Source organism: Vibrio sp. Vb0349 (assembly GCF_033338975.1).
The window spans coordinates 1-1,033 of sequence record NZ_JAWOTS010000462.1 but is presented as its reverse complement, the minus strand read 5'-3'; the positions used below and the strand labels follow the sequence as shown (position 1 = coordinate 1,033).

The window sequence follows — 1,033 nt, the reverse complement described above, 5'->3', positions numbered from 1 at the left end:
GTTTGTAAGCCCAAACCATCATCAGAATACCCAACACGATCATTGGCGTTGATAGAATTTGTCCCATCGAAATATAACCACCAAATAGACCAAGCTGAGCATCCGGTTCGCGAACAAACTCGACTAAGAAGCGGAATGTACCATATCCAGCTAAAAATAGCCCTGATACCGAACCCAATGGGCGAGGCTTTTTGATGAACCAGTTCAAGATGAAAAACAGCACTACGCCTTCTAACAGCATTTCATACAGTTGCGATGGGTGACGTGGTAAAGGCCCGCCATTTGGGAAAACGATAGCCCAAGGCACATCTGTTACACGCCCCCAAAGCTCGCTGTTCATGAAGTTACCCATACGGCCCATACCCAAGCCAAATGGCACAAGAGGCGCAACAAAGTCAGCAACGCCGAAGAAGGTACGACCGTTCTTGTGTGCATACCAGAACATTGCCGTAATCACACCCAACAAACCACCGTGGAACGACATACCGCCAGTCCAAACTTTGAAGAGATACAAAGGATCATCTAAAAACAGTTCAAAGTTATAGAAGATAACGTAACCGACGCGACCACCGATGACGACCCCTAAGAAGCCCGCGAAAAGTAGATCAGAGACTTGCTCTCGAGTCCAGCCGCTGCCTGGTTTGTCAGCACGGCGGTTCGCCAACCACAATGCAAACATGAAACCGACGAGGTACATCAAACCGTACCAACGAATTGAAACAGGACCAATAGAGACTAAAACCGGATCAATATTGGGAAATTGAAGGTATCCCTGAGACATAAATCATTCTCTTCTTATTTACAAATAAAACCAATATACACAAGTCACCTCAAATGATCGGTTCAGCGTGAATAACTTGGGAATAAACTTACAGCAGCATTGTTGCTGCAACAAACATCAAGAATATTGCGAATATTTTCTTTAATACCGCAGTAGGAAGATTGGTCGCGAGCTTCGCCCCCACTTTCGTGGTCAACATCGAAGTCATCGCAATCGCAAGTAACGCAGGAAGATAAACATAACCAATACTGT

At 45.4% G+C, this 1,033-nt stretch carries 2 protein-coding genes; both read right to left on the bottom strand.

Annotated elements, in window-relative coordinates; translation table 11 throughout:
• On the bottom strand, positions 1 to 781 hold a 781-nt coding region (gene lgt, locus R7Q47_RS26610; protein ID WP_318090315.1), incomplete at its 3' end, for a prolipoprotein diacylglyceryl transferase.
• 88 nt (positions 782 to 869) lie between these two features.
• Positions 870 to 1,033, bottom strand: a 164-nt coding sequence (locus R7Q47_RS26605; protein WP_411912893.1) for a TSUP family transporter, incomplete at its 5' end; no start/stop codon positions are given.